Source organism: Desulfobulbaceae bacterium (assembly GCA_015231515.1).
Classification (GTDB): domain Bacteria; phylum Desulfobacterota; class Desulfobulbia; order Desulfobulbales; family VMSU01; genus JADGBM01.
In genome coordinates, this window is sequence record JADGBM010000143.1 from 1 (window position 1) to 6,110 (window position 6,110).

A 6,110-nucleotide genomic window follows, 5' to 3' on the forward strand; every position below is an offset into this window, starting at 1 on the left:
AGGGCCTTATCGTGACCCTTTATCCATTTGTGTGGGTCTCAGAGAAGTTGACAAAACTCATATCACGTGGAAAGGCCATACACAATTTCAGTCGCGACGAGTTTATCGCCATGGCGCGGCTCGGTTATGACGGCGGGCACATTCACGATAACGAATCCCGAATTATACAAAATCTGTTTCGCTATGGATCGGTGAAGGCCATGGATGTCATGACGCCACTTAGCGTGGTGTTTGCCCTTGCCGAAGATAGAAAGGTATCGGAGGTATTCGAGTACCTCAAAGATAAACCATTCTCGCGCATTCTCATTTATAAGACAGGGATCGACGATATTACCGGCTTTGTTCTCAGGGGTGACATTTTGTTGAGCAAAGCATCGGACCAGCAGGAAGAAATGCTCAAGTCCTTGAAGCGTGACATCTCTGTGGTTCCTGAAACGGTATCATTACCGATGTTACTGAATAGATTACTCAAGGATCGTCAGCACATCGCTCTGGTTGTTGATGAGTATGGGGGGACGAGAGGAGTCGTGACGCTTGAGGACTTGGTTGAGACCTTGCTTGGTGTTGAAATCATGGACGAAATCGACCGCGTCGAAGACATGCGTGTACTGGCCCGGAGACTATGGATAAAACGTGCCAAAGCGCTTGGTATTGAGGAGGAACGTGTAGAAACTACCGCCGAACAAAGCATTGCACTGGACGGGGATTCCGCTACACTCCATCCTCGCCAGTGAGCTTGGCGTTATGTGAGGAAGAGTTTTTAGTGTCAGGTCTTGGGGAATAAAAAACTAAAGTTGGATTGTATGAAAAAAGTAATTTCTACAGAACAGAAGCCTATCAAATTGTGGTTGGATGACATTGAGGCCGGGGCGCTTGAGCAAGCCAAGAACCTTGCAAACCTTCCGTTCGTCTTCCGGCACATAGCCCTTATGCCTGACGCTCATCAAGGTTACGGAATGCCTATCGGCGGTGTCATGGCAACCCTGGACGTCGTTATCCCTAACGCAGTGGGTGTGGACATTGGGTGCGGAATGTGCGCCCTCAGGACTTCTATTCCTGCCCTTGACCAAGAGACGTTAAAGAAAATCATGGGTGGCATACGAAGTGCTGTCCCTGTTGGGTTCTCGCACCACTTCGAAAAGCAAGATGAGAAATTGATGCCACACGGGGTTGACTGTGAAGATAGCAAGTTGCCGATTGTGAAGCGTGAATATTACTCTGCGCTGAAGCAGATAGGCACACTTGGCGGGGGCAACCATTTCATTGAGATGCAGCAAGGTAATGATGGATTTGTGTGGTTGATGATTCACTCCGGTAGCCGGAATATAGGGTTTAAAGTTGCACATTACTATAACGCGTTGGCGATTACGCTTAATGAGCGCTGGAACTCCTCTGTGCCCAAAAACTGGCAGCTTGCGTTTTTGCCCCTGAACACACAAGAGGGCCAATCCTACCTGGCTGAAATGCAATACTGCGTAGCCTTTGCCCTTGCAAGCCGTGGTCTTATGATGGAACGGGTTAAGTCGTGTGTAGCTGAAGCGGTTGGTGATGTTTCATTTGGCGAGATCGTCAATATTGCCCATAACTACGCCGCCATGGAGCACCACTTTGGCGCAAACGTGATGATTCACCGCAAGGGTGCCACGAGGGCATACCACGGCCAGCTTGGGATTATTCCCGGCAGCCAGGGTGCGGTCAGCTATATTGTACAAGGAAAGGGAGAACCTGAAAGCTTTATGTCATGCTCCCACGGGGCCGGACGGAGAATGGGCCGCAAGCAGGCCCAAAAAGAGCTTTCCCTTGACGCAGAGATTGCACGCCTTGACGCACTTGGAGTTATTCACGGCATACGAAACGCCAAAGACCTTGACGAAGCCGCTGGAGCATACAAAAATATCTTTACTGTAATGGGGAATCAAGCAGATTTGGTTGATATTGCGGTGGAGCTAAGGCCACTGGCGGTCATTAAAGGGTAGTATCATAAACGCTACACCAAGAGCATCATCGTTGAGACTTTTTTTCTTTATCATATAAACTGCGGCTGAAGTGCTTACAGAAGGATAACCAGAGCGATACCGCCTCCGATTACCGAAAGGTTTCCTGCTGCTGAGACACCGTGTAACTTTCTAAATTGTTCACGGAGTGGATGGTTCTTTGTTGTGGTTTCAAACGAGGGGATTTCCTTCTTCAGTGCTGGGGCCTGGGTTCAATTACAAACGCCTGAAACGAGGTAACAGTAAGCATGGCGACAATGAAAATTGCCGCGACGGGTTTATGCTTAGGAGCTGAAAGGAAAAGGGGAATAAGAGCGACAACTCCGCATGCCAACCCCCATTTGAAAAAACCTGGAAAGAGAACTCCGACAATGCCGCTCGAATTTCTTCTATACGGCGTCTGTTTTTGCCGAAGTCCTAATAGCCGGACCTGGAGGCCGAACGGACGAGTATGACTTTGTTCACTGAATCCAGGGAAAGCAGTCCATCTAATTTACTGCCTCAGTCAATTTCGAACCGGCTTTGAATTTTGCAACGTTTTTAGCAGCAATCTTCAATGGTTTTCCTGTCTGGGGATTGCGGCCAGTACGTGCAGCTCTTTTTGATACGGAAAAAGTGCCAAAGCCAATGAGGGTTACACTGTCACCGCTGGAAAGTGCTTCATAAATTGACTCAATCATCCCGGTGAGTGCTTTCTCTGCTGCTACTTTACTGAGGGCTGCTGAATCTGCTATTGCAGCAACGAGTTCTGATTTGTTCATTTTTTTTGTCTCCTATTGTGATCTGTTTTAAATAAATTGCCTAAAGTTTATAGGCGTGGCGAGTAGATACAAGGCGAAAAGCTATGCTCCCCAAGATAGTTGGCACAATGCCTACGTATTTTCTCCGTCACCTAACCGGACACTACTGAAGAAAAATGGGAAGCGTCTATTTTACAGTTTCTTGATAAGACCAATGTTCTGACCTTTGGTAACTTCAATTAAAGTCTCCAAGCGAACAACCCTTTTGTCTACATCAACAACGTGCGTTTCCAGGCGATCAATATCTTTGTTGAGTCGCTTAACTTCATCTGTAAGTTTTAGCGTATCTAAAAGCAAATCCTTCCAGCCCCCCATTAAACTGACCTCCGTCCGAGTTCATTTAAAGTTTTATTTAAGCGTTTTCTGGTCTCACGAGTATCAGCAATAGTTTCTTTAAGACGTGTAGAAACTAATTCCATAAGCTCTGTTTCTTCAAGACTGTTTATAGCATCAGGGTTATACGCATCAATGGCCAGGCGAACTATTTCGGCGGCAGACTTTTTTTGTTTCTTAGCTATTAAATCAAGCTTTTCAGTCTGGTTCCTCGAAATGTAGAACTGTTTTCTAATCAAGTCTTGATTGTGTGCTTGTTGCATTATGTCTCCTCCTGGTCCATATTATACGCATAGGCATGTGTATGTGCAAGAAGGTTTGCTGTTAATACTTTTTTTAATTGTTTAAGCATGTTTGCTAACAGAAGGTTTGGTGCTAATAAATTGCATTATTCGGCAGAGTAGATAGCTTCCAGGGTTTCTATGTGCTTTTTCCAGGTGAAGTTTTCGATGGCGAGTTGGTAGGAGTTTTTCTGAAGATTTTCATAAAGATTTTGATCCGTGAGGAGGTTGATGACCTCTTTGGCAAAGTCCTGTGGCTGGTCAGCAATAAGTATAGATTCTGCATGTTTGTATGGCAGCCCTTTGTTGCCAATTGTTGTTGAGACGGTTGGTCTTCCCGCCACTGAATACTGATTGATTTTACCGCGAATTCCGGCGCCTGAAATGAGTGGGCAGACACAGATTTTTGATTTAAGGATGTGTGGGATAATGCTGTCAACTCTGCCGGTAAAAACTACAGAAGGGTCTCCTTTTGCTATCTCCATTAAGGATGTAAGATTACCTCTGCCGATAATATATATTTTATAGTCAGGGATTTTAGCAATAATTTGGGGGTGGATCTCTTTCAGGTACCATTTCATGCCGTCAATATTGGGGTAGTGGTCGTAGTAGCCAAGGAAGGTGGCGGAGTTTTCCTCTGGCTTGATATCTGAATATTTATCAATTTCGTTCAGAACACCATAGGTTGAAATGCAGGTTGGGATGATGTCTGTTGTTCGAGGGCTGAGATGTTTTAAAACGTTTGCATCTTCAGGCGTCACAGCAATGCAGAAATCGCCATTGTCCAGTGCAAACTTTTCACCGGTAAGATGATTCCAGAAGATCTTTGTTTGGGCTGGTATCTCGCTAAACTTGTTGCTTTTGATTATATTGTGCAAGAGAATAGCGTAACTTTTGGTCTGGCATTCCATAAAGGTGTAGCCGACCTTTTTGCCGAATTTTCTCATATCGTTAATGAGGCGGACTGCTGGAGGGTATTCAAGCTGCACGACATCGTAATAGTTTTCATCTTTGTTAATGCTTTTCAGCCAGGCTTGAATATCCGTGTCGGTTTTGAAATCATCCAAACCGACCAGCTTATAATCCCCAAGTTTATCCTCTGAAAGCTTAAAAGACTCAGTGTCTAATTCTGGACTGAAATGGGAGTAGATATCGATTTCGTGACCTTTTTCGGATAAGGCGCATATAATGTCAAAAAGACGTAGGCCGCCGCCATGTTCGACACAGGGGAAGTAGCCGCTGACAATAAGAATTTTAAGGGGATGGCCCTGCTTGATTGCGGACTGTTTGGCATGGAGTTGTATGTTAGGCGGTGAGCATAGGTTGATGTTGTGCAAGTGCTGATAGAGTTGGGCCGTGCCGCCAGGAAAATTGTAGTTTTGAATAATTTCATTAAAAAGCAGCGGGTAGTATGTTGGGTCTACAGAATAGGCTTTGTCAAAAAGTTTATTTAAAGTTCCTGTGAAAGGTTTGTATAAAAGATCGATTAACTGCTGATGAGGCTGGAAACTATGGTTGTTGAGAATGTGAGTTGACTTGTTGTTTATCTCTGTCAGGGCTGTGAGTTGACAGTTTGACCGGGTGATGAGTTGCGATATTTCGGCTGCGGCAGCCTGGACAGTGCTTTTTTGTGTGTTTAACTCTGCTTGCAGCGCCGTGACCTTATTGGCAAGAGAGGCCTGTTGGTCAAAAACAGGCTGGAGAAGGCTGGCAAGGCGCTTCCTGAACTCACTGCGAATGGCGCGTAGTGGGGCGCAGTCATATATTGTTTGGAGTGACTTTTTTATGATGTTCATCTATGATTGTTTAATCCTCGAGTCCTAATGCAAAACTGATAGCTTCGTTAACGGATCTTAATTTGTCTGGACTGAGTTTAGTAATCAAAGAACCGATCTTTGTTTTTGAGACTGTCTGGATGTGGTCGAAGTTAATGGCACAATCCTTTTTTAGACCATCATCCCGGCAGAGGAAAACTTCACTTGGAATGTCCCTGACAGTTGATGTGATCGGTGCGATAGTAATTTCTCCAAGATAGTCCATCACGGAGCTTCGAGTCAGTATAAGAATTGGGCGCTTTTTGTCTGGCGCCTTAAAATTATACCACCGGATCTCGCCTCTTTTCACATATCCCCCCAATCCTGCTCGTCTTCCCAGTCGTTGAATTCGGAAGTGTTCACAGGACGTGCTTGATAGCCTTTCCTGTGCTTATCTTCTAAGGATGAGGTGGTAAATTTTTTTACAGCTTCTCGCAAAGCGTTTCGAGTGAACGCCGATCTTGTTGTATTTAAGGACTTAACAACGGAGTCAACAACTTTAAGTAAATTTTCATCGAAGGTCATTTGTATAGTTTTCATCATTGCACCTTTTTCCCAACTTGACTTAAGAGGAAGAGTTCTATAGCTAGAATAATCCACATGAAAAGCTATGTCAAACGTTGGGTTGCAAGAAAAAAAGTGACCAAGGAGCACACTGAACGGCAGGGCATAAACTCGGACTTCGATGACGACAATTATTCCCGTCACTGCGAGGAGCGCAGCGACGCGCAGTCCAGAGCTTTTAACCTTGGGCCTACTTTTTCTGGATTGCCACGCTTCGCTCGCAGATAGCACCCGCAACGGAAGGGCATAAACTCCGACTTCGAAGACGACAATTATTCCCGTCACTGCGAGGAGCGCAGCGACGCGGCAGTCCAGAGCTTTTAA

Annotated in this window: 8 protein-coding genes and 1 pseudogene; 2 read left to right on the forward strand and 7 right to left on the reverse strand. The window is 45.4% G+C overall.

The window, feature by feature from the left end; genetic code table 11:
* Window positions 1–11 precede the first annotated feature (11 nt).
* Together HQK80_14725 and HQK80_14730 are read left to right on the forward strand one after the other, a co-directional pair.
* Entirely contained in the window at window positions 12–734 is a 723-nt protein-coding gene (locus tag HQK80_14725; protein ID MBF0223451.1) for a CBS domain-containing protein, read from the forward strand.
* 69 nt (window positions 735–803) lie between these two features.
* On the forward strand, window positions 804–1,976 hold the full coding sequence (locus HQK80_14730) for an RtcB family protein (GenBank protein ID MBF0223452.1): 1,173 nt from the start codon (window positions 804–806) through the stop codon (window positions 1,974–1,976).
* A gap of 74 nt (window positions 1,977–2,050) precedes the next feature.
* Here HQK80_14730 and HQK80_14735 read toward each other — a convergent pair.
* The 7 genes and pseudogenes from HQK80_14735 to HQK80_14765 form a co-directional block, all read right to left on the reverse strand.
* Window positions 2,051–2,487, reverse strand: a pseudogene (locus HQK80_14735) (DUF4149 domain-containing protein).
* The gene (locus HQK80_14740) at window positions 2,483–2,755 is read right to left on the reverse strand and encodes an HU family DNA-binding protein (protein ID MBF0223453.1); all 273 of its coding nucleotides are present in this window, start codon (window positions 2,753–2,755) and stop codon (window positions 2,483–2,485) included. The pseudogene HQK80_14735 and the gene HQK80_14740 overlap by 5 nt, the downstream one beginning before the upstream one ends.
* A 171-nt stretch (window positions 2,756–2,926) precedes the next feature.
* The gene (locus HQK80_14745; protein MBF0223454.1) at window positions 2,927–3,109 is read right to left on the reverse strand and encodes a hypothetical protein; all 183 of its coding nucleotides are present in this window, start codon (window positions 3,107–3,109) and stop codon (window positions 2,927–2,929) included.
* Complete coding sequence (locus tag HQK80_14750) at window positions 3,109–3,390, reverse strand: hypothetical protein (protein ID MBF0223455.1); 282 nt, start codon at window positions 3,388–3,390, stop codon at window positions 3,109–3,111. The genes HQK80_14745 and HQK80_14750 overlap by 1 nt, the downstream gene beginning before the upstream one ends.
* A gap of 125 nt (window positions 3,391–3,515) precedes the next feature.
* Window positions 3,516–5,204, reverse strand: a complete 1,689-nt coding sequence (locus tag HQK80_14755) for a glycosyltransferase family 4 protein (protein ID MBF0223456.1) — start codon at window positions 5,202–5,204, stop codon at window positions 3,516–3,518.
* 10 nt (window positions 5,205–5,214) lie between these two features.
* A complete protein-coding gene (locus HQK80_14760) occupies window positions 5,215–5,532 on the reverse strand; it encodes a type II toxin-antitoxin system PemK/MazF family toxin (protein MBF0223457.1) in 318 nt (105 codons plus the stop codon).
* Window positions 5,529–5,762, reverse strand: a complete 234-nt coding sequence (locus tag HQK80_14765) for a CopG family transcriptional regulator (protein ID MBF0223458.1) — start codon at window positions 5,760–5,762, stop codon at window positions 5,529–5,531. The genes HQK80_14760 and HQK80_14765 overlap by 4 nt, the downstream gene beginning before the upstream one ends.
* Between the last annotated feature and the right edge of the window lie 348 nt (window positions 5,763–6,110).

Bases quoted from the DNA above. Each gene is read 5' to 3' on its own strand.
- HQK80_14730 (MBF0223452.1), top strand. From the start codon at position 804: ATGAAAAAAGTAATTTCTACAGAACAGAAGCCTATCAAATTGTGGTTG.
- HQK80_14740 (MBF0223453.1), bottom strand. From the start codon at position 2,755: ATGAACAAATCAGAACTCGTTGCTGCAATAGCAGATTCAGCAGCCCTC.
- HQK80_14745 (MBF0223454.1), bottom strand. From the start codon at position 3,109: ATGGGGGGCTGGAAGGATTTGCTTTTAGATACGCTAAAACTTACAGAT.
- HQK80_14750 (MBF0223455.1), bottom strand. From the start codon at position 3,390: ATGCAACAAGCACACAATCAAGACTTGATTAGAAAACAGTTCTACATT.
- HQK80_14755 (MBF0223456.1), bottom strand. From the start codon at position 5,204: ATGAACATCATAAAAAAGTCACTCCAAACAATATATGACTGCGCCCCA.
- HQK80_14765 (MBF0223458.1), bottom strand. From the start codon at position 5,762: ATGAAAACTATACAAATGACCTTCGATGAAAATTTACTTAAAGTTGTT.